At 60.6% G+C, this 20,625-nt stretch carries 20 protein-coding genes and 2 pseudogenes; 11 read left to right on the top strand and 11 right to left on the bottom strand.

Annotated features, from left to right (window positions below; genetic code table 11):
* Nucleotides 1-5 precede the first annotated feature (5 nt).
* The 6 genes from AC11W3_RS01305 (at nt 6) to AC11W3_RS01280 (ending at nt 5,288) form a co-directional block, all read left to right on the top strand.
* A complete protein-coding gene (locus AC11W3_RS01305; RefSeq protein WP_484092359.1) occupies nt 6-1,412 on the top strand; it encodes a sigma-54-dependent transcriptional regulator in 1,407 nt (468 codons plus the stop codon).
* Between the two features lie 379 nt (nt 1,413-1,791).
* A complete protein-coding gene (locus AC11W3_RS01300) occupies nt 1,792-2,058 on the top strand; it encodes a hypothetical protein (RefSeq protein ID WP_484090321.1) in 267 nt (88 codons plus the stop codon).
* Between the two features lie 36 nt (nt 2,059-2,094).
* The gene (locus tag AC11W3_RS01295; RefSeq protein WP_484090320.1) at nt 2,095-2,832 is read left to right on the top strand and encodes a response regulator; all 738 of its coding nucleotides are present in this window, start codon (nt 2,095-2,097) and stop codon (nt 2,830-2,832) included.
* Between the two features lie 42 nt (nt 2,833-2,874).
* On the top strand, nt 2,875-3,951 hold the full coding sequence (locus AC11W3_RS01290; RefSeq protein ID WP_484090319.1) for a multiheme c-type cytochrome: 1,077 nt from the start codon (nt 2,875-2,877) through the stop codon (nt 3,949-3,951).
* 2 nt (nt 3,952-3,953) lie between these two features.
* On the top strand, nt 3,954-4,700 hold the full coding sequence (locus tag AC11W3_RS01285) for a cytochrome b/b6 domain-containing protein (protein ID WP_484092358.1): 747 nt from the start codon (nt 3,954-3,956) through the stop codon (nt 4,698-4,700).
* Nucleotides 4,701-4,736: 36 nt separating this feature from the next.
* The gene (locus AC11W3_RS01280) at nt 4,737-5,288 is read left to right on the top strand and encodes a hypothetical protein (protein WP_484090317.1); all 552 of its coding nucleotides are present in this window, start codon (nt 4,737-4,739) and stop codon (nt 5,286-5,288) included.
* 99 nt (nt 5,289-5,387) lie between these two features.
* Here AC11W3_RS01280 and AC11W3_RS01275 read toward each other — a convergent pair whose 3' ends face one another.
* The 9 genes from AC11W3_RS01275 to AC11W3_RS01235 all read right to left on the bottom strand — a co-directional run bounded on the left by AC11W3_RS01275 (nt 5,388) and on the right by AC11W3_RS01235 (nt 13,110).
* On the bottom strand, nt 5,388-6,383 hold the full coding sequence (locus AC11W3_RS01275; protein WP_484090316.1) for a c(7)-type cytochrome triheme domain-containing protein: 996 nt from the start codon (nt 6,381-6,383) through the stop codon (nt 5,388-5,390).
* A 599-nt stretch (nt 6,384-6,982) separates the two neighbouring features.
* A complete protein-coding gene (locus tag AC11W3_RS01270; RefSeq protein WP_484091021.1) occupies nt 6,983-7,189 on the bottom strand; it encodes a hypothetical protein in 207 nt (68 codons plus the stop codon).
* Nucleotides 7,190-7,512: 323 nt separating this feature from the next.
* Nucleotides 7,513-8,367, bottom strand: coding sequence for a tol-pal system protein YbgF (gene ybgF, locus AC11W3_RS01265; RefSeq protein ID WP_484091022.1), 855 nt, complete (start codon nt 8,365-8,367; stop codon nt 7,513-7,515).
* A 73-nt stretch (nt 8,368-8,440) separates the two neighbouring features.
* Nucleotides 8,441-9,037: a peptidoglycan-associated lipoprotein Pal gene (gene pal / locus AC11W3_RS01260; protein WP_484091023.1), complete on the bottom strand. Its 597-nt coding sequence runs from the start codon at nt 9,035-9,037 to the stop codon at nt 8,441-8,443.
* A gap of 108 nt (nt 9,038-9,145) precedes the next feature.
* Complete coding sequence (gene tolB / locus AC11W3_RS01255; protein ID WP_484091024.1) at nt 9,146-10,375, bottom strand: Tol-Pal system beta propeller repeat protein TolB; 1,230 nt, start codon at nt 10,373-10,375, stop codon at nt 9,146-9,148.
* On the bottom strand, nt 10,372-11,100 hold the full coding sequence (locus AC11W3_RS01250; RefSeq protein WP_484091025.1) for an energy transducer TonB: 729 nt from the start codon (nt 11,098-11,100) through the stop codon (nt 10,372-10,374). Before AC11W3_RS01250 ends, tolB begins: the two co-directional genes overlap by 4 nt.
* 38 nt (nt 11,101-11,138) lie before the next feature.
* Nucleotides 11,139-11,558, bottom strand: coding sequence for a protein TolR (gene tolR / locus AC11W3_RS01245; protein WP_484091026.1), 420 nt, complete (start codon nt 11,556-11,558; stop codon nt 11,139-11,141).
* 4 nt (nt 11,559-11,562) lie between these two features.
* Nucleotides 11,563-12,237, bottom strand: coding sequence for a protein TolQ (gene tolQ, locus AC11W3_RS01240; RefSeq protein ID WP_484091027.1), 675 nt, complete (start codon nt 12,235-12,237; stop codon nt 11,563-11,565).
* Nucleotides 12,238-12,330: 93 nt separating this feature from the next.
* A complete protein-coding gene (locus AC11W3_RS01235) occupies nt 12,331-13,110 on the bottom strand; it encodes a carbon-nitrogen family hydrolase (RefSeq protein WP_484091028.1) in 780 nt (259 codons plus the stop codon).
* Between the two features lie 300 nt (nt 13,111-13,410).
* On the opposite strand from AC11W3_RS01235, the gene hemW reads away from it, so the two are divergent.
* From hemW to dnaJ, 5 genes are all read left to right on the top strand, one after another.
* On the top strand, nt 13,411-14,613 hold the full coding sequence (gene hemW, locus AC11W3_RS01230; protein ID WP_484092357.1) for a radical SAM family heme chaperone HemW: 1,203 nt from the start codon (nt 13,411-13,413) through the stop codon (nt 14,611-14,613).
* A gap of 105 nt (nt 14,614-14,718) precedes the next feature.
* Nucleotides 14,719-15,750 (top strand): heat-inducible transcriptional repressor HrcA, encoded by a 1,032-nt coding sequence (gene hrcA, locus AC11W3_RS01225; protein ID WP_484091030.1) that lies wholly within the window; start codon nt 14,719-14,721, stop codon nt 15,748-15,750.
* A 23-nt stretch (nt 15,751-15,773) separates the two neighbouring features.
* A complete protein-coding gene (gene grpE, locus AC11W3_RS01220; protein ID WP_484092356.1) occupies nt 15,774-16,346 on the top strand; it encodes a nucleotide exchange factor GrpE in 573 nt (190 codons plus the stop codon).
* 90 nt (nt 16,347-16,436) lie between these two features.
* Nucleotides 16,437-18,359: a molecular chaperone DnaK gene (dnaK, locus tag AC11W3_RS01215; protein ID WP_484092355.1), complete on the top strand. Its 1,923-nt coding sequence runs from the start codon at nt 16,437-16,439 to the stop codon at nt 18,357-18,359.
* Between the two features lie 121 nt (nt 18,360-18,480).
* Nucleotides 18,481-19,602: a molecular chaperone DnaJ gene (gene dnaJ, locus AC11W3_RS01210; protein WP_484090801.1), complete on the top strand. Its 1,122-nt coding sequence runs from the start codon at nt 18,481-18,483 to the stop codon at nt 19,600-19,602.
* Between the two features lie 315 nt (nt 19,603-19,917).
* On the opposite strand, the pseudogene AC11W3_RS01205 reads toward dnaJ, so the two are convergent.
* Nucleotides 19,918-20,220, bottom strand: a pseudogene (locus tag AC11W3_RS01205) (transglycosylase domain-containing protein); the annotation flags it as partial.
* 238 nt (nt 20,221-20,458) lie between these two features.
* Nucleotides 20,459-20,625, bottom strand: a pseudogene (locus AC11W3_RS01200) (molecular chaperone DnaJ); the annotation flags it as partial.

Below are 20,625 nucleotides of genomic sequence, written 5' to 3'. Positions count from 1 at the left end.
GGTTTATGGCAAGGGTGCTGATAATCGATGACGAGGACACCATGTGCCAGTCCATGTCCCTGATCGGGAAGAGGAGCGGCCATGAAGCTGTATGTGAAAAGACCCTGGCTGCGGGGCTGAAGAGGGCTTCCTCGGAAGCTTTCGACGTGGTCTTTCTGGACGTAAGGATGCCCGACGGCAACGGACTCGACATGCTCCCCTGTCTGGCCCAGACCCCTTCCCGCCCGGAAATCATCATCATGACCGGATACGGGGACCCCAGGGGCGCGGAGTTGGCGATCAACAGCGGGGCCTGGGATTACATCGAGAAAGGATCGTCCGTGAAGGACATCACCCTCTCCCTCGCGCGCGCCCTGGAATACCGCACGCAGAAGACCTCGCTCGCCGGGCAGGGGGCCGTGGTGGCCCTCAAGCGGGAAAACATCATCGGCAACAGCCCGAAGCTCGATGCCTGCCTCGACCTCGTGGCCCGGGCGGCCGGGAGCGAGGCGGGGGTCCTCATCCTCGGAGAGACCGGGTCAGGAAAGGAGCTTTTCGCGCGCGCCGTCCACCAGAACAGCAAGCGTGCCCAAAAGCAGTTCGTGGTCGCCGACTGCGCCAGCTTGCCCGAAACTCTGGTGGAGAGCCTCCTCTTCGGCCACGAAAAAGGGGCCTTCACGGGAGCGGAAAAGGCACGTGAAGGTCTCTTTGCCGAGGCCAACGGCGGCACCCTTTTTCTGGATGAGGTAGGGGAACTCCCTCTCTCGACCCAGAAGTCCTTCCTGCGGGTGCTCCAGGAACGGCGCTACCGCCCGGTCGGGAGCAACAGGGAGCTGGAGAGCGACTTCCGGCTGGTGGCGGCCACCAACCGGAACCTCGACGAGATGGTGCAGGCTGGGCAATTCCGCGGGGACCTGTTGTTCCGGCTGAGCACCTTCGTGATCGAGCTTCCGCCCCTCAGGGAGCGCAAGGAGGATATCAAGGTGCTCGCCCGCTATTACATGGACCGCTTCTGCGAGCGTTACGGCCTCTCGCCTAAGGGGAGTTGCCCCGATTTCATGGAGATGCTCATGGCCTACACCTGGCCGGGCAACATCCGCGAGTTCATCAACACCATCGAGCGCACCGTGCTGGCGGCGGGCGACGAGCCGGTACTTTTCGCCCAGCACCTTCCCACGGCGATCAGGGCGCGGGTGGTGCAAAGCGGGGTAGGGCAGCATAAGGCGCCGCAATCCCCCCCTCCAAGCGGACTCCCCGCGGAGCTTCCCAAGCTGAACGAATACCGGGAATCGGTGTACTCCCAGGCGGAGAAGCAATACCTGAGCGACCTGATGGCGATGGCCAACAAGGACATCTCCCTTGCCTGCCAGCTTTCCGGACTCTCCCAATCCCGCCTCTACGCACTTCTCAAATCCCACGAGCTTTCCCGGTAGGGTCTGCACCTCCTTTCTCGTTTTCTCAATCGAGCTTCGGCCAGCCAGTTTCCATCCCTCCCCTCCCTTCACGGGACGGGCTCTTCATTTCCTGCGGCACAGGAAAATTCCTGTCCGGCAGGAAGAATCCCATTTTCTGGTGAACCGGTCATTGCTTGTATAAGTGGCTGGTAATTCGAGCATTTTGTCGCCAAGCCCCCTTCACCTCTTCGATTTCCCCCGCCAGTCGGCTTTTCCCCTCCCGCAGTGCCACCGCCTGCTAACCTGCCGGAATTGTTATAGTAGAAGGAAAAAAATTAAAAAAAACCAATCATGGCACTCCGGTTGCTCTAGTGAGGATAAGACCCTTCGGGGAATCCAAGCTGGAAAGGAGAGCGTCATGAAAAGCGAATCCGGACACTCAGTGGCAGGGAAAGTGACAAGCTGGTCGATCATCGGTCTCGTCGTGGCTGGTACGCTGCTCATTTCGGGCATCGCGGATGTCTCCGAGGGTAGCGGGGTCATGGCCAAGATATTCCTCTTCTTCCTCGGCGCGGTGATCGTGGTGCAGGTTATTCCGGGGCTGATGCTCTTGGGAGCGATGTTCAAGGGGATCTACGGTCTCTTCGGCAAGAAAGCCAAGGCAACCGTCGGTGACAAGAAGTAGCACCGCTGCCAGCCGGCATTGGGCGCGAGGTGAGGTATGGACGAGCGAGGAATCATCATAGCTGACAGGGACGGGGAATACCGCAGGCAGATGGCCGACTTTTTCCAGAAGGCGGGGTATGCGGTCGAGACATCCGATTCCGCGGTTCACGTCCTTTGCAGCGTCCTGGAAAAGCAGACACCGGTCCTGCTGCTCGGGAGCGACTTCGATAAGAAGGTTTCTTCCGCCGACCTGATTCACCTGCTGAAGAAGTGCAACCGCCATCTGCACGTCATCATGGTCTCCGACGCCATGCCCCTCGCCGAAACCCGCCAGGTCCGCGAGGAGGGAATCTTCTACCATGCCTTCAAACCTGAATCGGCAGGCGACACCGCGGAAATAGGGCTGGCAGTGAAATGTGCCTTCCAGAAGCATCAGGGCCAAACGGAAGAAAGGGGACCGCTCGCTCGTTCGGAAGCGAAAGCCGGGGCGGGGGAAGTGCGCCGCCGGAGCCGGACCCGGGTCTGCAGTTGCAGCGAGAGCGTGACGAACGATGAGAGCCCGGCCGGGAGTGTCTGGTGGATCATCACCCTGGTCCTCGTGGTCCTCGTCACCAGCTACTTCTCACTGGTGGCGGCGGAAAAAGCCAGCCAGGGGAACCATACCGCCATCTGGATCTTCCTCGGCTTCTGCGCACTCATTGTGGTCAGCCAGTTGCTGCCGGTCTTCCGCATCAAGCTGCCATTCTGGCACCGCCTCCAGGAAAAAGAGGAACGCGACAGCACGGAAAAGTGAAGAAAAAACTGAGGCCACGCCTCGAGAAAAGGAGGGAAGAACGTGAAAAGAGAAAGGACGAAATTGGTGATGCAGCTGATCATGCCCCTGCTCCTCCTGTACGGAGTGGGCATCTGCACAGCAGGTGACGGTGGCGGCTTCTCCTTCGGTGACCCGGCCGCCAAGAACGCGGCCTGCCTCACCTGTCACGGAGACAGTGGGAAAGTCAGAGGCTCCTTCTTCATCGACCGCACCCAGTATTCCCACACCACCCACTCCAACATCGGCTGTCCAGCCTGCCATGGCGGGTTCTCAGGGAAACACCCCGAGCGGGCGAAGACCCCTCGGGCCGACTGCCGGGAATGCCATGCAGAGGTCAGCGAGGTTTACGCCAGGAGTATCCACGCCACCAAGACGAACTGCGCCGGCTGCCATAACCCCCACAAGGTCAAGGACCCGATGGAGATCTCCGGGGAGGAGATAAACAAGATCTGCTCCGGATGCCACAACGGTTTCGAGATGACCGCCAAGCACGGGGAGTGGCTACCCCAGGCCGAACTGCACCTGCGGATGCTCCCCTGCATTACCTGCCACACCGGATCCAAGGAGTACTTCGTCAGCATGTATATCGTGAAAGGGAAGGACGGCTCCCGTTTCGGCAGGCCTGAAGTGGCGGGGTACCAGGAGCTCAAGAAGCTCGCAGGGGAAAAGGATATCCTGTCCCTGGTCGACGCCAACGGCGACAACTACGTCTCGGTAGAGGAACTCCGCAACTTCAACACCTCGGGCCACAACCTGCGCCTGCAGGGGATGATGACCCCGCGGAAGGCCACCCACAACTTCGAGATCCTCGGTAATCGCCGCAACTGCACCTTCTGCCATGCCTCCGGTTCTTCGAGGATGCAGACCAGCTTCATCTCGCTTCCGGACCCTAACGGTACTTTCAGGAGGATCCCGGTCGAGAAAGGGGCGGTCCTCGATGCCCTCTACGGGACACCCGACTTCTACCTGATGGGGTCCACCAAGAACCCCGCCTTGAACGGGATCGGCCTGGCCATCGTCTGCGGCGGTCTCATCATGCCGGTCGGACACGGTTTCATGCGCTTCCTGACCCGTAAAAACAGAAGAAAGGAGCACTGACCATGAGTGAAATAAAGAAGATATATCTGCAACCCATACCGGTACGCATCTGGCACTGGGTCAACGCCCTCGGCATCATCACCCTGATCATAACCGGCGCCCAGATCCGCTTCCCCGAGACCTTGACCATCCTGGGGAGCTACAAGACCGCGATCCAGGTGCATAACGTAGCGGGCCTCACCGTCTCGATCTCGTTCTCGCTGTGGTTCTTCTACTACAAGATGGTGAAGAACACCCTGGACAAGCTGTACATCCCCAACGAGGAAGACCTGAAGCACGGCCTGGTGCGCCAGCTTCTCTACTACTGCTTCTGGTACTTCCTGGGCAAACCGAGCCCGCACCATGCGACGCCCGAGGAGAAGTTCAACCCCATGCAGAAATCGGCTTACCTGGCGGTGATGTTCGTGCTCATGCCGCTGGTCGGGCTGACGGGGATACTGCTCATGAACATCACCCCGCTGCGGGTACTCATCCTGATGTCGGGCGGTATCAAGTTCATCGTGGCACTGCACTTCCTGCTGGCCTGCTCGCTCCTGGCTTTCCTCTGTACCCACGTCTATCTGGCCACCCTGGGAGCGACGCCGCTGGCCTACTTCAAGCCCATGGTATTCGGCTGGGAAGAGGTACCTGAACACCACGACCATGATGACGAGGAACAGTCCAAGGCTTCCGACACGCCGCCGGGGTACCGTCGAGTTCGCCACTACTCGGAGTACCGCGCGGTGCAACCGGAGCAGATCGACAGCTAGCACGACCGCTGCAAATCAAGCTAAAGGAGGTTCGCCATGCTCGGACATATGATCGGACAGATAAAGACCAAAACGGCAACGACCGCCAATCCCCGTTCAGACTTCGCGACCAACCCTGATCATTGCCGGGAGCAGATCATGGCGACCATCAGCGATCTCCACACCCTTTCCCGACGGGGTTTGTGGGGCATCCTGCTCTTCATGTCCATCAGCGCGGCCACCCTGTACTGCAGCACTTCCGGTCTCTTCGCCCTGGTTCCCGCCGAGGTCAAGGAGATCTTCGGCGAAGCACCGCCCCTGCAGTTGCTGCATATCGTGCTCGGCGTGTCCTGGCTCTCGGCCCTGGTGCTGATCCTCGGCCGCAGGGGGGGGGACGGCAAGCCTCACTACAGCTGGTACAACATAGGTCTCCCGACCGCCTTGTATCCTCTTTACATCTTCTCCGACCCCTCGGGAACCCATTTCCCCGCAGTCTTCGCGGCCGGTCTGATCCTGCTGGTCATCGAGCATGTGACGGTGACCACGTACGCCGCCAGGGCCATCCGTGAGGAGACAGAAAGGCTGAAGCACATGCAACACCGCAGCTAGACGCTCCCCCCATCTCTTCCTCCGCTCTACTTCTCCCCCTCCCCTGGAGGGAGGGGGAAGCCCCCATCCCCTCAACCCGGCTCGTCGCCGATCAGCCTGTTACCCCTTCACATGACACGAATCGCAGTTGCCATGGACCGTGAAGGCCGAGTTGCCGTCATGGCAGGCGCCGCACGACTTGGCCTTGTACATTTCTGACATCGTCACCGGCTTCGTCGCCTTACTGAGCGGGAACTTGCCGGTGTGGCAGTCATTGCACTTGTATGATTTGCTCAGGTGGTTGTTGTGGCTGAATTTGACGTCGGCAATGTTGGCCACCTTGAAGGTGATCTCCTTCGTGGGGTGGCACTTGTCGCATTGGGCGACGGAGAAGGCCTGTTTAGCGTTATGGCAGTAGCCGCATGATTTGCCCCGCTCCATGGCCGCCATCGAGACGTGCTTGTTCGAGCCCAGTCCGTAGAGCTTGGTATGGCAGACGCTGCAGCTGTATTTCTTCACGTGCCTGCTGTGGCTGAAGATGGTAGGGCCGGTTTCCTTCACCTTGAAGACCACCTGCCTGGGCGATGGGTGGCAGGCCTCGCACTTCTGGATGCTGAAGGCCTTGGCCCCGTTATGGCAGTAGCCGCACGATTTCCCCTTCTCCATCTCCGCCATGGAGACCTGCTTGTTCGCCCCGGTGTTGTAGAGCTTGTTGTGGCAGGCGTTGCACTGCATGCTCTTCAGGTGCCTGTTGTGGCTGAACTGCACCGGACCGGTCTGCTTGACCTGGAAGGTGATCTCCTTGACCTTGTGGCATCCGGTGCACTTCTGGATGCTGAAGGCCTTCTGCCCGGTATGGCACCGGCCGCACGACTTGCCCTTTTCCATGTCCGCCATGGTGAAACGGGTCCTGGTCCTGCTGGTGGTCTCGTGGCACGATTTGCAGCTCACGTTCTCCGACTTCTGCGATTTCTTCTTCAGATGCACCTGGTGGCTGAAGACCACCTTCCCGCCACCGTCGGTATTGTAGGTGACATCCTTGAGCTCGATAGCCGATGCTCCGGATACTCCGCAGGTGAGCGCAGCCAGGATCATGATGGTAGTTCTCAATCTCATGGTTTTTCCCTCCAGTCGTTTTTTATGCCGGTTCCCGTCTCGTTTATCCCACCCTCGGTCCTTTTAATCCGCCGCTTCTGGCCGAACCTCCCTGGACTTCCTCGTTCAGTGGTGCTGATGCTAAATTAAAAAAAAATCATCACAGGCTCTGATAGCATTAGCCGTGCCTTCAAGGGGGGACTTCTTCGCATTATTTGTAAGTGTCAGTATTTGTGAATGTTTTGACTGGAGGGCGGGGGCGCTGCAGGGGGGAGAGAAACGGCAGGTGTATAGGGCGGATATACACTCTCTGCAGCCCGGCAATGGCGTTCTCCTGGAATTCGCGGCACGTGCGGGATTTGGGGCGGTTTTGGCCTGAGCTGCGGCCTGTATAGAAAATCTATACGTGTAACGCGGGAAGATTCAGCACCGGAATCTGTTTACGCTGCAGGATCGAAGCGGGCTAAAAAAAGAACCTGATTAGTACCAATCTTCCGCCAGCTTCTAAAACTGTCATTCCCGAAGCGATTCTGATCGGGAATCCAGCTTCTAAACGACGTGAAATCTGGATCCCCGATAAGGGCATTCGGGGATGACAATCTCATAGCGGAAGATTACCGCTAATTAGTTTTTTCGCTGGTATCTGAGGCGGTGGTGAGTTCAACCTTGAGGGGGTGTGAGTCCCAGGTCAGCTCGGGGTAGAGGGCTTTGTCCAGGCGCAGGTAGGTGCCGTCGACCCCCGACTCCGCCCACCAGCACTCGGAGCCTTTGATCGGCAGCTTGTCGAAGAGATAGAGGTCGTTGTTTTTATCTCTGGCCACGAACATACGGTTCACCTCTCGTAGCGACGGTGTGGGTACAGGAGAAGACTAGAATATTTCCGACGATCTTCAAGTCCGCCCTGTGGCAAACAGCCGCGGGATTCGCGGCCGGGAGCGCTCCTGCAAGGCCGACTGAGCCCTGCGGAGCTCGGGGTGGACAGCTGTTGAACTTGTCGAAGAACGTTTGACCACACATACAATCTGAGCCTGACGAAGCAGGCATAGTCGCAGCGCGTTTGTCGTTCGTGCTGAGTCTGCCGAAGCGTGCAAAAAGAAAGCCCCCCGGTTGAGCGGAGGGCTTTCTTTGTTTCACAGTCTGTCGTCAAGGACTACCTGGCGAAGCGGAGCTTTTCCTTGGCGGTTTTCGCCTCTTCCGACTTCGGGTATACCTCGATCAGTTTCTTGTAGATGTACTGGGCGCTCTTGTTGTCGCCCAGCTCCTTGAAGGCCATTCCCTGCTTCAGCATCGCGGCCGGCACCTTCTCCTTGTCGGGGAAGTTCTTGATCACCTCCTGGAACTCCAGTACCGCCTGCTCATAGTTCTTCTCGCTGTAATAGGTCTCCCCGATCCAATAGTGGGCGTTGGCGGCGAGGCTGTTCTTCGGGTTCTGGTCCAGGAACTTGTTAAGGAGTTCCCTGGCCTTGGCGGGATCGCCTCCCTTCATGGCGTCCAGGCCCTGCTGGTAGAGCATCTCCGGAGTCTGCTTGACCTCGGCGGCCTTCTTCTGCTGCTCTGCGACCCTGGCCTCCAGCTTCGAAAGCCGCTCCTCAAGGGAGCCGAGCTTCTTGGAGAGGTCCTCTTTCAAAAGTGCCAGATCGTCCGCCGGTTTCTGGGCCATGATGCGGACGTCATCGATCTTTCCGGTCAGGACCTGCATGTCCACCCTGGCGCTGTCGAGAGTAGCCTGCAGGTCGGCGCCGCCCTTGCGGATGGATGACATGTCCTTCTGGTAGGCGGCCACGTCTTTTTGCACGTCTTCAAGATTCTTGCGGTAGCCCGCCAGCGACTTCTCGACTTCCTCCTTTACCCCGCCGCGGACCTCGTTGATGTTCTTGTCCATGGTGAAGATGCGGGTTTTCATCTCGTCGTTGTCGCGGCGCAGCGATTCAACCTCGCTCTCGGTTGCGCACCCGAACATGGTCAGAATAGCCAGTGAGGTCAGTACTACCCTCGTTTGTTGCATGACGTTCTCCTCTTGTTCCGTATCCGGTTATGAAAAAGGGAGCCGGCGGCTCCCTTTCCTTAAGCGGTGCGAGCTATTTCACAATGACGAATTCGTCTCTCCTGTTCTTGGCCCAGGCCGCCTCGTCGTGCCCGGGGTCGGCGGGCTTCTCTTCGCCGTAGCTGATGATGGAGATGCGGTTGGCCTGCACGCCGAGGTTGACCAGGTAGTCCCTGGCGGCCTTGGCCCTTCTCTCGCCAAGAGCCATGTTGTACTCGTCCGAGCCGCGCTCGTCGCAGTTCCCCTCGATCCGGAGCTGCACGCCCGGACGCTTCGTGAGGACGTCAGCGTTTTTGGACAGGGCGCTGCGGGACTCCTGGGAAAGCTCGGCGGAGTCGAAGTTGAAGTAGATTTTCTGCAGTTCAGCCTGGAGCTGCTCGGCCGGCTGGGCAGCAGTCGTCTGCTCAGGGGTTATGGTTGCTTCCTTGGTGGGGGTCTCGGTCACGGGGGTCCTCGCCTCTGGCGTGGTCTCCCTCGGTACCGGTTTAGCTTCAGGCTCAGGTGTCGGAGTAGTAGTCCTGGTCGGCGCGACCTGCTCCTCGGACTTGACTATCTCCTTCTTCGCGCAACCAAAGGATAGAAGGGCTCCCACACACAGCAAAACGATGCCACCGATTATGTTCTTACGCATTTCCCCCACTCCTTTTCAGGCTATAGAATATGGGCGCCAGGTGCTGGCGCCTCAGAAAACAAGGTCAATTATACTGATCTTTAATCTTTAATCAATGTTAAACCGAATTCACCACCCGGTGGACCAGGTCGGGTGCGAGTCCCGGACCTGGCTGCGGGAGACCCGCGTCTGGCCGGTGCCGTCGGCTCGCATGAGGTAGATGGACTCCCCCCCGTCCCTGGTCGAGCTGAAGACGATGAAGCGGCCATCGGGCGACCAGCGCGGATGCTCGTTGCTCCCTGCCGTGGTGAGCTGGGTGTCCTGGGCACCGTCGACGTTGATGGCGTAGATCTGGAACCCGCCTCCTCCCTGCCTGGCGTAGACGATGCGGTCGCCCCTGGGGGACCAGCGCGGCGTGACGTTGTAGGCGCCGTTGGTGGTCAGCCGCCGCACGTTGCCGCCGTTCGAGTCCATGATAAAGAGCTGCGGCTTGCCGAGCCGGTCCGAGACGAAGACCAGCTTCTTCCCATCCGGAGACCAGGCTGGGGAGACGTCTATGGCGGGGTTATGGGTAAGGCGGGCCAGTTCCTTGCCGTCCTTGGAGATCTGGTAGATCTCGGAGTTGCCGTCCTTGGTCATGACCTCGGCGATGCTGTTGCCGTCCGGGGCATAGGCGCCCATGGCATTGAGACCGGAGCGGGCCGAGACCCTGGCTTCGAAGCCGGTGAAGAGTTCCCTGCGGTAGAGGTCGGGATTGCCCTTCTTGTAGGAGGTGTAGATGATCTCCTTGCCGGAGGGGGCGAAATCGGGGTTGAGGTTGATGGCCCCGTTGTGGGTCACCCGCTGCGGGTTGCGCCCGTCATAGTCCATCACGAAGATCTCCTTGTTGCCGGAGATCCTGGTGACGTAGGCGAGCTTGCCGGTGAAAGGACCCTTCTGTCCGGTCAGGGCGCGCAGCACCTCGTCGGAGAAGGCGTGCCCCATCCTGCGCAGTTCCTTCATGCTCCCGGTATAGCGCTTGGCGGTGAGTTCGCGGTTGAGGATCTGGTCGAAGAGACGGCACTCGATGGTGAGGGCGCTGCCGTTGACCGCGTAGGCGCTTTTCAGCACCAGGGTGGCCCCGGTGGTCGGTTCGGAGGGCGAGGTCACGGTGTACAGCCCGGTCATCGCCAGGTCGAAGCCGAAGAGGTCGGCGAGTTCACGGGCGACCTCGGGAGCTGCCGGGCCGGATAGCGCGGTGGTGGGAGCGATCGCCAGCTGGGCCTTCCTGCCGGCGGGAGCGGTGATAGGTATGTACTCTTCGGCGCCGCAAAACTGCGGCGCTAGAAGGAGCAGCATGCACAGCAGCAATATTCTCATCGGACAGCCACCTCTTCAGGGGTGAAGCTAAAACCGTGCTTGAACTGGCCACCTGTCGGCGGCGCTTTGATCGACTTGCCGGCAAGTGTCACCGCCCTGGCGACCGCGGCCTCGAAGATCGGGTCGCCGGAGGTCTTGTCCACGCGGTAGGAAATCCTGCCGTCGCTGCTGACGGTGATGGTAACCATGACCCGCGGCGTCTTGGACTGGTGGTCGGCCCCGAGACTGTTCATGGCGTCCTGGACCCTGGAGCGGACGTAGGAGGTATAGTCGCTTCCCGCCTCGGTCCCTTTGCCTCCCGGCATGCCGGTACGGCCGGCCCTGTTTTTCAGCCTGCTCAGCACCTCAGCCTGCCGCCTGTCTTCGGCAGCCTGCTGCAGCTTTGCCATTCTCTCGTTGAAGTCCTGCGACTCGTTGGCGGCTTTGCTCGGCGTTGCCTTCTCTGGCTTGGCCTTGGGGGCAGGCGTTTTGGCCGCGCTCTTCTTGCTGGGCAAGGCCATTTCCGGTTTGGCGGGCGCCGGGGTCGGCGCCGCAGTCGAGGTCGCGGGGGCAGGTTCCGTGGCCGCGGACGGCATCGGGGTGCCGCTTTGCGGTGAGGCGACCGGGAGCGTCACCATGTCAACATAGGTGACGGGAGTTTCCTCCTGGTGCACTGCCGGAAGGAACTGGCCCTCGACGATCAGCAGGAAAAGGACCGCGTGGAGACAGAAGGAAAGAAAAAACATCCCTCCCGGCCCCGGATATCGGTTTTGCAACCGCCGTATCATCGCCGCTGGGGTGACTCCGTTACCATGCCCAGCCGCTCGACACCAGCTCCCTTGATCTGGGCCATGACCCTGACCACCTCGCCGTAAGGCACGGAGCTGTCCGCCTTCAGGAAGACCTCGCGCTTCTCCCTGCCGGAGAGCATGGTGTTAAGCCGGTCCTTCAGCTGGTCGATCTGGACCTCGGAGCTGTTGATGAAGGCCCTGCCGGATTTCTCCAGCGAGACCACGATGGTATCCTCCTTGGGGGCGAGCGACTTGGTCTCCGCCTTGGGGAGGTTGACCTGGACCCCCTGCTGCATCATGGGGGCGGTAACCATGAAGATCACCAGCAGCACCAGCATGACGTCGACCAGCGGGGTGACGTTGATCTGCGACATGGTGCTGCGGCTGCCGCTATCCCTGTTGCCGAACTCCATGGATCTATCTCCCCGCGAAGTTACGCTGCACGATGTTCAGGAACTCGGTCGAGAAACTGTCCATCTCCGAGATGAGGACCCGGATCTTCTGGTTGAAGTGGTTGTACCCCATGACGGCCGGGATGGCGGCGACCAGGCCGATGGCGGTCGCGATCAGGGCCTCGGCGATGCCCGGGGCCACCACGGCAAGGGAGGCGGAGCCGGACTGGCCGATGTTCTGGAAGGCCGACATGATCCCCCAGACAGTTCCGAAGAGGCCGATGAAGGGCGCGGTGGATCCGGTGGTGGCCAGGAAGGTCAGGTATTTCTCCAGGCGGGTGATCTCCGAGGTGGTGGCGCGGCGCAGGGCGCGGGCGATGTTTTCGACGCCCCCCAGGTCCATGCTGATGACGTTGGGATCCGCCTTCTCCTCTCCCCTTTCCTGCAGCTTCTTCAATTCGCCGTAGCCCTCCTGGAAGAGCACGATGAGAGGGGAATTCTCGAACCGGTCAAGCTGCGAGCCGATGGTGTCGAAGCGCTTGGATTTCCAGAAGAATTCCAGGAAGCGCTCAGACGCGCCATTGGCGCGGTAGACCTGCAGCAGCTTGTAGAAGATGATGCCCCAGGAAACGACAGAGAAATAAAGGAGTACGATCAGTACCAGTTTTACGACCAGGCCGGTCGAAGCGAGCATACCCAAGGGAGATACCTCCGGTGAAAGTGAGAGTTCAAACGGAAAAAATATGCCTTAGTCAATCCGAAGTCAACAGGAAAGAAAGGGGGATACGGGGACTTAGTAGCAGTCCGGCCTTCTGTCCTTGAAGCAGGTGATGCTTTCGCGCCATTTCGCCATCTCGGCCGGGTCCAGCAGGGCCGTCGGCTCCGCGCTCTCGTACCCCCCCTCGGCAAGGATTTCTCCCTTGGCATTTATGATCAGGCTCTGGCCGAAGAAGTCGAGCTTGCCGACCACCCCGCAGCAGTTCGCGGCTATGACGTAGAGCTGATTCTCGATGGCGCGCGCCCTCAGCAGGGTCCGCCAATGCTCCTCGCGCGGTTTGGGCCACTCTCCCGGGACGGCGATGATGGCGGCGCCTTCCAGCGCCAGCCTGCGCGCGAGTTCCGGGAAACGCAGGTCATAGCAGATCATGACGCCGATCTTGCCGAGGCTCGTCTCCGCCACCAGGAAGGAGTCGCCGCTGTCGAGGGCGCGGTCCTCGCCCATCAGGGAGAAAAGGTGCAGTTTGCGATAGCTGCCGGCGACCTTGCCGCGATCCAGGACGTAGGCGGTGTTATAGACCTTCTCGCCGTGGGGCTCGGGAAGGCTTCCCACGATGACCATGGAAAGTTCGCGGGACAGTTCGCCGAGTCGGGCTACCAGATCCGGGGTGCGCAGCGCCAGCGCGTTAAGCTCACGGTAGGCGAAGCCGCAGCTCCACATCTCCGGCAGTACGGCAAGCTCGACACCTTGCTGCGCCAGTTGCCGCAGGGTCGTCGTGACGTGGGACAGGTTTGTGTCGATGTCACCCAGGGCGATAGTGAATTGTACCGCCGCGGCCTTGATTGTTTTCTCCATACTCCCTCCGATGGGGCGATGGCCCGAAGGTATCTGAAATAACTGTCATTGATAGACGTTGCAGTGTAATCCCACCACGGTCGGATTTCAAGAGGGATAGTGGCGGGACCTGCAAGGGGGGGACGCTGGGGCCGGCTGTCCCTGTATGGGAACTTCCCTCACCCGCCCTTCGGGCACCATCTCCCGGAGGGCGAGGGGGGGGTGGCCTCCCCAAGTTGGGGAAGTGTAGTGACATCCACAAGGCGGATCTGCTAAAAGTAGGGAAGGAGCATCAATCCAGCGTTTTCATCGAGAGTCACCATGCGTGCAGGGCTTTACCTACATTTTCCCTTCTGTCTGAAGAAGTGCCTCTATTGCGACTTCAACTCGTCCGCTTCCTCGGCTGCGACCCATCAGGATTACCTGACCGCGGTGGTAAGGGAGATGGAGCTTCGACAGGAGGCCCTCCCCGCGCCCGTAACGGCACCGACCCTCTATTTGGGCGGAGGGACCCCCTCGCTCATGGCTCCCGCGCTGGTCGCGCAGATCATCGAGGCCGCCGCAAGGCTTTACGGACTGGAAGGGGATGCGGAGGTAACCCTGGAGGCCAACCCGGGGACACTGACAGCCGGGAAGCTGGCGGGATACCGCGCCGCCGGGGTCAACCGCCTTTCCATCGGCATACAGTCGTTCGAGGATCGGCTCCTGCAGAGACTCGGGCGGGTCCATACGGCGAAGGATGCGGTGGCCGGCTTCGAGGCCGCGCGCCGGGCCGGCTTTGACAATATCAGTATTGACCTGATGCATTCCCTCCCGGAGCAGTCGCTTGTCGAGTGGCGCGAGGCGCTGAGGCAGGGAATCGCCCTCTCCGCGGAACACATCTCGGCCTATGCACTCTCGGTGGAAGAGGGGACCCCTTTTGCCGGACTTCATGCCTCCGGGCAGCTCCCCCTTCCGGCGGAGGAGGCTGCCGCCCGGATGTTCGAGGAGACGGTGGAGCTCCTTTCGGCGGCCGGGTATCGCCACTATGAGATATCGAACTTCGCCCTGCCCGGCCGGATCTCTCGCCACAACAGCGCCTACTGGAGCCGCGAGAGCTATCTCGGTTTCGGCGCCGGTGCCCACTCGCTGTGGAATGAAATGGCCCCCTCCCGTCAGGGGAGGGGGGGAGCTACTGCCGAGGCAGGTAGCCCGACGGCGATATCGGGCCGCCGCTGGAGTAACCTCTGCGACGTCGTACAATATCTCTCCGCCATCGCCGGCGGTTCCATCCCCGAAGAGGAATCGACCATCCTCTCCGCCGACGATGCCGTCTCGGAAGCGTTCTTCCTCGGACTGCGTACCCTCGACGGCCTCGACCTGGGGGAACTCGAATCCCGCTACGGGAGCGGTCCACTCCAGCGCCACCTGCCGGAGGTGGAAAACCTGGTGGCAACCGGCACCCTCATGAGGGAGGGAAGCATCATCCGCCTGGCCCCCGCCGCCGTAATCCTCGCCAATACAGTCTTTTCCCGCTTCATCTGACCCTGTCGAAAGTCCGCCCCTTGACAAAGAATAGGACCGTTGCTACCTTAAGCTCGTTAGCACTCGATGTTTCAGAGTGCTAATCTGCATTTGAGAGGTCGTATTATGGAAGAACAGCTTTCGGAACGCGGCAAACGGATACTGGAGGCGGTCATTGAAGACTACATCGCGACCGCCGAGCCCGTTGCCAGCAGGTCCATCACGCGCAGCCATGGACTCGCCCTCTCCCCAGCAACTGTCAGGAACGTGATGTCGGACCTGGAAGAGATGGGGCTGCTGACCTCGCCTCATACCTCCGCCGGCAGGATCCCTACCGAGAAGGCCTATCGCCTCTACGTCAACTCCATCCTCGAGGTGAAGAACATCACCCGCGAGAAGAAGGATGAGATCAGGAGGCGCTGCAAGCTGGCCGGCAAGGACATGGCGCATGTGCTCCAGGAAACCAGCAGGCTCCTTTCCACCACTTCCAGTTACATGGGCGTGGTCATGGCGCCGCGCCTGGCTTCAAACCTCTTTCACCAGATGGAGTTCGTGAAGCTCCCCGGCCACAGGATTCTGGCCATCCTGATCTCGCAGAACGGCACGGTCCAGAACCGCCTGATCGAGGTGAACGAGGAGATCCATCAGGAGGAGCTGGTGCGGATGGCGAATTACCTGAACGAGCAGTTGCAGGGTCTCACCATCGCCCAGGTGCGGGAACGGATCATGACGGAGATGCAAAGCGAGAAGGTCCGCTACGACTCCATGATGGGCAAGGCCCTTGCCATGTCGGAGCAGACGGTCAGCACCGAAAGCCCGGAGCTCTTCCTCGAGGGGCAGGCGAACATCCTCGATCAGCCGGAGTTCGCCGACACCGCCAAGATGCGCGAGATGTTCCGCACCCTGGAGAAGAAAAGCGTCCTCCTCGACCTGCTGGACCGTGCGGTCCAGGCCGAGGGCGTACAGATATTCATTGGATCGGAATCCCACCTGCTCAAGATGGAGGGGATGAGCCTTATCACCTCCACCTACATGACCGGCAAGGACACCGTCGGCGTCCTCGGGGTCATCGGGCCCACCAGGATGGGGTATGGCAGGGTGATACCGATCGTGGATTATACAGCGAAGCTTATAAGTCGCCTGCTCGAATCCGAGTAGAGCGGGAAAAGGAGAGACACCTGATGGACAAGAAAAAACATCCGCATCAGCACGAGCACAAGCAGGAGGAGCAGGCGCCCGAGGAACAGGTCGAACTGGCGCAGCCCGGTTCTGATGCGGAACGGATCAAGGAACTGGAGGAGGCGCTGTCGGCCAAGGGGCTGGAGGCCGCCAACAACTGGGACAAGTACCTGCGCGAGCGGGCCGACCTGGAGAACTACCGCAAGAGGGTGCAAAAGGAGAAGGAGGAAATCCTCAAGTACGGCAATGAGTCCTTCATCCTGGAGATCCTTCCGGCCCTGGACAACCTGGAGCGCGCGGTGGCCCATGCAGCCGACGACGGTTCCGCCGTCATCGAGGGTGTAAAGATCACCCTGTCCATGTTCCTCTCCACGCTGAAGAAGTTCGGCGTGACCCCGGTGGACCCCTCGCAGGGGACGCCGTTCAACCCCCATTTCCATCAGGCCATGACCCAGGTTGAAACCTCTGAGCAGGAACCGAACACCGTGGTGACCGAGCTCCAGAAGGGATACATGCTGAACGACAGGCTGCTGCGCCCGGCGATGGTGACCGTGGCGGTCGCGCCGAAAGGCTAGCTCCCCGACAAAACTTTTTTCCGTCGCCCCTTGCTTTTTGGCCGGGGGATGACTAGCTTTCAGTTACAGTTACCATTTAGGAGGCAAAACATGAGTAGAGTGATAGGAATCGACCTCGGGACCACCAACTCCTGCGTAGCAGTCATGGAGGGTGGGGAACCGGTTGTCATAGCCAACGCCGAAGGGAGCCGTACCACCCCTTCCATGGTGGCAATCACCGAGAGCGGTGAGCGGCTGGTAGGGCAGCAGGCCAAGCGCCAGGCTGTCACCAACCCCGAGAACACCCTGTACGCGATCAAGCGACTGATCGGGCGCAAGTTCGAGACCGAAGCGGTCAAGAAGGACATCGCCATCTCCCCGTTCCAGATCGTCAAGGCCGACAACGGCGACGCCTGGGTAGAGGTGCGCGGCCAGAAGTTCTCGCCCCCCGAGATTTCGGCCATGGTGCTGCAGAAAATGAAAAAGACTGCCGAGGACTACCTCGGCGAGACCGTCACTGACGCGGTCATCACCGTTCCCGCCTATTTCGATGACTCCCAGCGCCAGGCAACGAAGGACGCTGGGAAGATCGCCGGGCTCAACGTGCTGAGGATCATCAACGAGCCGACCGCGGCGGCGCTGGCCTACGGCCTCGACAAGAAGAAGGACGAGAAGATCGCGGTATTCGACCTGGGCGGCGGTACCTTCGATATCTCCATCCTCGAACTCGGGGAAGGGGTCTTCGAGGTGAAATCGACCAACGGCGACACCTTCCTGGGCGGCGAAGACTTCGACCAGAAGGTCATCGACTGGATCGCCGACGAGTTCAAGAAGGACCAGGGGATCGATCTCCGCGGCGACAAGATGGCGCTGCAGAGGCTGAAAGAGGCCGGCGAGAAGGCGAAGTGCGAGCTCTCCACCTCGCTCGAGACCGACATCAACCTCCCCTTCATCACCGCCGACGCTTCCGGTCCCAAACACCTGACCATGAAGCTGACCCGTGCGAAACTGGAGGCCATCTGCGCCGAACTGATCGCCAAGCTGGAAGGTCCGTGCCGCACCGCGCTCAAAGACGCGGGGCTTTCCCCGTCGGACATCGACGAGGTCATCCTGGTGGGCGGCATGACCCGCATGCCGATCGTGCAGAAGAAGGTGCAGGACATCTTCGGCAAGGCCCCCAACCGCGGCGTGAACCCCGACGAGGTCGTGGCCATCGGCGCGGCCATCCAGGGCGGCGTCCTCCGCGGCGACGTGAAAGACGTGCTCCTGCTCGACGTGACCCCGCTCTCCCTCGGCATCGAGACCCTGGGCGGCGTCATGACCAAGCTGATCGACAAGAACTCCACCATTCCGTGCCGCAAGTCGCAGGTCTTCTCGACCGCAGCGGACAACCAGCCTGCGGTCAGCATTCACGTCCTGCAGGGCGAGCGCGAAATGGCCTCCGACAACAAGACGCTCGGCAACTTCGAGCTCTCCGGGATTCCGTCGGCGCCGCGCGGCGTGCCCCAGATCGAGGTCACCTTCGACATCGACGCCAACGGCATCGTTCACGTCTCCGCGAAAGATCTCGGCACCGGCAAGGAGCAGTCGATCCGCATCACCGCTTCCTCCGGTCTCTCCAAGGAAGAAGTCGAGAAGATGGTGCGGGATGCCGAGTCACACGCTGCCGAGGACAAGAGGAAGCGCGAGGTCATCGAGGCCAAGAACCAGGGCGACAACCTGGTCTACACCACCGAGAAGTCCCTCAAGGAGTACGGCGACAAGATCGACGCCTCCGAGAAGCAGAAGATCGAGGACGCCGTGGCAACCCTCAAGAAGGCGCTCGAGGGTGACGACGCAGAGGAGATCAAGAAGGCCAGCGACGCGCTGATGCAGGCCTCCCACAAGCTGGCCGAGGCGGTCTACGCCAAGGCTCAGCCTGGCGCCGAGCAGGCAGGCGGGGAAGCCGCCCCGGGGGGCGAGGCAGGTGGCCAAGCCAAGGGTGAGAAGGTGGTCGACGCCGACTTCGAAGAGGTCAAGGACGAGAAGAAGTAAGAAAAGCGGTTGCCAAAGAAGGCACTTTTGATAGAAGATATGCGCTATAAATAAACGAAGGCGCAACGGGCAGCGTCTCATTATTGGGACGCTGCTCTTTGTGTGTTACGAGGGTAAATTTTTGGCAAACGGTGAAAAGCAGGATTATTACGAACTCCTCGAGGTCAACAAGAACGCCTCCGAGGCCGAGATCAAGAAGGCCTACCGGCGCCAGGCGGTCAAGTACCACCCGGACAAGAATGCCGGTGACAAGGCCAGCGAAGACAAGTTCAAGGAGATCTCCGAGGCCTACGAGGTCCTTTCGGACGCGGAGAAAAGGGCCAGGTACGACCAGTTCGGCCATGCCGGGGTAAATGGCGGCGGCTTCTCCAGCGGCGGTTTCGGGGCGGGTTCCCCCTTCGGCGACATCTTCGGCGATATCTTCGGGGACATCTTCGGCGGCGGTGGCAGGCCGAGGACCTCTCGCGGCAAGCGCGGCGACGACCTGCAGTACAACATGGAGGTCAGCTTCGAGGAGGCCGCGTTCGGGATCGAGAAGAAGATCGACATCCCGTATGCGAAAAGATGCGAGACCTGCGGCGGTTCCGGCGCCAAGCCCGGGACCACCCCCAAAACCTGCCCCACCTGCCAGGGCGCCGGGCAGATGCGCTTCCAGCAGGGATTCTTCAGCGTCAGCAAGACCTGCTCGCACTGCAACGGCGAAGGGCGTGTGGTGGAACATCCCTGCCCGACCTGCCGGGGCGGCGGGACGGTGCGCGACAAGAAGACCATCTCCGTCAAGGTGCCGGCCGGGGTCGAAACCGGCATCAGGCTGAAGCTCACCGGCGAAGGAGGGCAGGGGGCCAAGGGGGGACCCAACGGCGACCTGTACGTGGCCCTCTCCGTGCGGGAGCACCCGATCTTCAGGCGCGAGGACAACGACGTCGTCTGCGAGATCCCCATCAGCTTCACCCAGGCGGCCCTCGGTTGCGAAATCGAAGTCCCCACCCTCGACGGCAGGGTCAGCATGAAGGTCCCGGAGGGAACCCAGTCCGGCGCGGTCTTCAGGATGCGCGGCAAGGGGATTCCCGCGCTGCAGGGGTACGGACGGGGCGACCACTTGGTGGTAGCCAAGGTGGAAACTCCCACCAACCTGAACCGCCAGCAGCGCGATCTTCTCGAGGAACTCGCCCGCATCAGCGGCGAGGACGTGAACCCGATGCGGAAAAACTTCTTCTCCAAGGTGATGGACATCCTCAGCTGACCCCCATTGCTTGGTGGCTTTTGCGACTCCTGTTCGCACCATGCTCCCCTTGAACTAGCCTCTCCCTGAACTCACCTCCCTTCGAAGTCCCCCTCCCCCGGAGGGAGGGGGGCTAGGGGGGGACGCTAATGACTTGACCATGCGGGTCAGTAGTTGCAGAATGTGGAAATTGTTTCGAACTTGCTGAAGGAGTAAACCCTTGCCTCTCTACTCCCGTTCCCTTTTCAGAAAAATAGCCCTGTCAACCCCGCTTCTTGGCCTCTCGTTGCTGGCCGTCGTCTCAACGGCGGCAGCCCAGGGAATCGCCACCTATCCCATCCTCCCCTTCACCACGTCCTTCATCAAGGCCCGGGCTATGCCCCGGACATCGATGCCGCCATGCTCATAAAAGCGCGAGTCCTCTACGGCGACCAGGGCGCTGCGAAGGAAGACCGGAATCCTCTCGATCGGGGTCCAGTATCGCTGCGTCGGCAGGATTCTTCCCACGAACTGCCCCTGGTTATCGAAAACCTTGATCGAGCTGTAGCCGGTGGGGAGAATGGGATAGGTGGCGATTCCCTGGGCTGCCGCTGTTGAGACGACGGCCAGCAACGACAGGCCAAGAAACGGGGCTAACAATGCTATTTTTCTGAAAAGGGAACGGGAGTAGGGAGGCAAGGGTTTACTCCTTCAGCTGGTTCGAAACAATTTTCACATTCTGCAACTACTGCCCCGCATGGTCAAGTCATTAGCGTCCCCCACCCCCTAGCCCCCTCCGGGGGAGGGGGACTTCGAAGGGAGGTGAGTTCAGGGAGAGGCTGGTTCAAGGGGAGCATGGTGCGAGCAGGAGTCGCAAAAGCTACCAAGCAATGGGGGGTCAGCTGAGGATGTCCATCACCTTGGAGAAGAAGTTTTTCCGCATCGGGTTCACGTCCTCGCCGCTGATGCGGGCGAGTTCCTCGAGAAGGTCGCGCTGCTGACGGTTCAGGTTGGTGGGAGTTTCCACCTTGGCTACCACCAGGTGGTCGCCCCGTCCGTACCCCT

Source organism: Geomonas sp. (assembly GCF_056994735.1).
This window is presented reverse-complemented; position numbering and strand designations above follow the sequence as displayed.

Bases quoted from the DNA above. Each gene is read 5' to 3' on its own strand.
- AC11W3_RS01285 (WP_484092358.1), top strand. From the start codon at position 3,954: ATGAGTGAAATAAAGAAGATATATCTGCAACCCATACCGGTACGCATC.
- tolR (WP_484091026.1), bottom strand. From the start codon at position 11,558: ATGGAGTTCGGCAACAGGGATAGCGGCAGCCGCAGCACCATGTCGCAG.
- AC11W3_RS01275 (WP_484090316.1), bottom strand. From the start codon at position 6,383: ATGAGATTGAGAACTACCATCATGATCCTGGCTGCGCTCACCTGCGGA.
- AC11W3_RS01305 (WP_484092359.1), top strand. From the start codon at position 6: ATGGCAAGGGTGCTGATAATCGATGACGAGGACACCATGTGCCAGTCC.
- hrcA (WP_484091030.1), top strand. From the start codon at position 14,719: ATGGAAGAACAGCTTTCGGAACGCGGCAAACGGATACTGGAGGCGGTC.
- pal (WP_484091023.1), bottom strand. From the start codon at position 9,037: ATGCGTAAGAACATAATCGGTGGCATCGTTTTGCTGTGTGTGGGAGCC.
- AC11W3_RS01300 (WP_484090321.1), top strand. From the start codon at position 1,792: ATGAAAAGCGAATCCGGACACTCAGTGGCAGGGAAAGTGACAAGCTGG.
- AC11W3_RS01250 (WP_484091025.1), bottom strand. From the start codon at position 11,100: ATGTTTTTTCTTTCCTTCTGTCTCCACGCGGTCCTTTTCCTGCTGATC.
- dnaK (WP_484092355.1), top strand. From the start codon at position 16,437: ATGAGTAGAGTGATAGGAATCGACCTCGGGACCACCAACTCCTGCGTA.
- AC11W3_RS01270 (WP_484091021.1), bottom strand. From the start codon at position 7,189: ATGTTCGTGGCCAGAGATAAAAACAACGACCTCTATCTCTTCGACAAG.
- AC11W3_RS01280 (WP_484090317.1), top strand. From the start codon at position 4,737: ATGCTCGGACATATGATCGGACAGATAAAGACCAAAACGGCAACGACC.
- AC11W3_RS01295 (WP_484090320.1), top strand. From the start codon at position 2,095: ATGGACGAGCGAGGAATCATCATAGCTGACAGGGACGGGGAATACCGC.
- AC11W3_RS01235 (WP_484091028.1), bottom strand. From the start codon at position 13,110: ATGGAGAAAACAATCAAGGCCGCGGCGGTACAATTCACTATCGCCCTG.
- tolB (WP_484091024.1), bottom strand. From the start codon at position 10,375: ATGAGAATATTGCTGCTGTGCATGCTGCTCCTTCTAGCGCCGCAGTTT.
- grpE (WP_484092356.1), top strand. From the start codon at position 15,774: ATGGACAAGAAAAAACATCCGCATCAGCACGAGCACAAGCAGGAGGAG.
- ybgF (WP_484091022.1), bottom strand. From the start codon at position 8,367: ATGCAACAAACGAGGGTAGTACTGACCTCACTGGCTATTCTGACCATG.
- hemW (WP_484092357.1), top strand. From the start codon at position 13,411: ATGCGTGCAGGGCTTTACCTACATTTTCCCTTCTGTCTGAAGAAGTGC.